Raw genomic sequence first — 903 nt, 5'->3', positions numbered from 1 at the left:
TCGGCGGCGGCGAACGCGGCCCATTTCTTGTCCCTGCCTGCCATCTCGGCCACCCAGGTGTCATCCAGTTCACGGCCGACGTAGGCTTCGAGGAAATCGGCGCGCTTCACCTTGTGCCGCTCGACCAGCCGCAGCATCTGACCGCCCAGCGCTGTGAGACGGCGATTGGACACGTAGAGGTTGTCGATCAGCTGCTCGATCTTGGCCGCATGGAACTTGACCGACTCCACCTCCGCGGTGAGTTCGGCCCGCAGCTGCTGGTACTGTTCCTCCTTCGCCTCGGGGAAAGTGATACCAAGCCCTGCCGCCTCCATGCGGCCTACCTGAAGCGCCTCGAAACTGCGAAACAATCCGGCGATGAGCGCGAATTTCTCCAGCGCCCCGGGCATGAGCGCCGCTTCCATCTGCGCGAGGCTGATACCGCCCTCGTCCGCGTCCGCCTCTTCGGTTCGCGGGGTCGAGGCCGGATTGCCGTCCTCGTCCAGTTGACCGGCGTCCTGCTCTTCCGGCTCCTCTTCATCGCTGAAGGATGGGCCTGCAGTCTTCTCGCTGATCTCGCCGCCATCGTCTGCTTCGCCGCCTTCAGCGAACGTCTCGGACTGCGGCTCCTTCGAAAGCATCGCGTCGAGATCGAGAATCTCGCGCAGTTGCATGTCTCCGGCATCGAGCGCGTCGGACCAGCGGATGATGGCATGGAACGTCAGCGGGCTTTCGCACAGGCCCTGGATCATCATGTCGCGGCCCGCTTCGATCCGCTTGGCGATGGCGGCCTCTCCCTCACGGGTGAGCATCTCCGCAGCGCCCATCTCGCGCAGGTACATGCGCACGGGATCATCCGTGCTGCCCAGGCTCTCCGCTTTTTTCGGCTTCGGCCCGCGGCTTTCGAAAACTGCCCCGTCGTCG

The 903-nt window shown here is 64.5% G+C and carries 1 protein-coding gene; it reads right to left on the bottom strand.

The genetic code is table 11. The features are described 5' to 3' along the window. Positions 1 to 903, bottom strand: a 903-nt coding sequence (locus tag LH128_RS29735; protein WP_008833410.1) for a sigma-70 factor domain-containing protein, incomplete at both ends; no start/stop codon positions are given.

This window comes from Sphingomonas sp. LH128 (assembly GCF_000293195.2).
Taxonomy (GTDB): Bacteria; Pseudomonadota; Alphaproteobacteria; order Sphingomonadales; family Sphingomonadaceae; genus Novosphingobium; species Novosphingobium resinovorum_A.
Note: the sequence above shows the minus strand (reverse complement) of the source record. Positions and strands in the feature narration are given on the sequence as shown.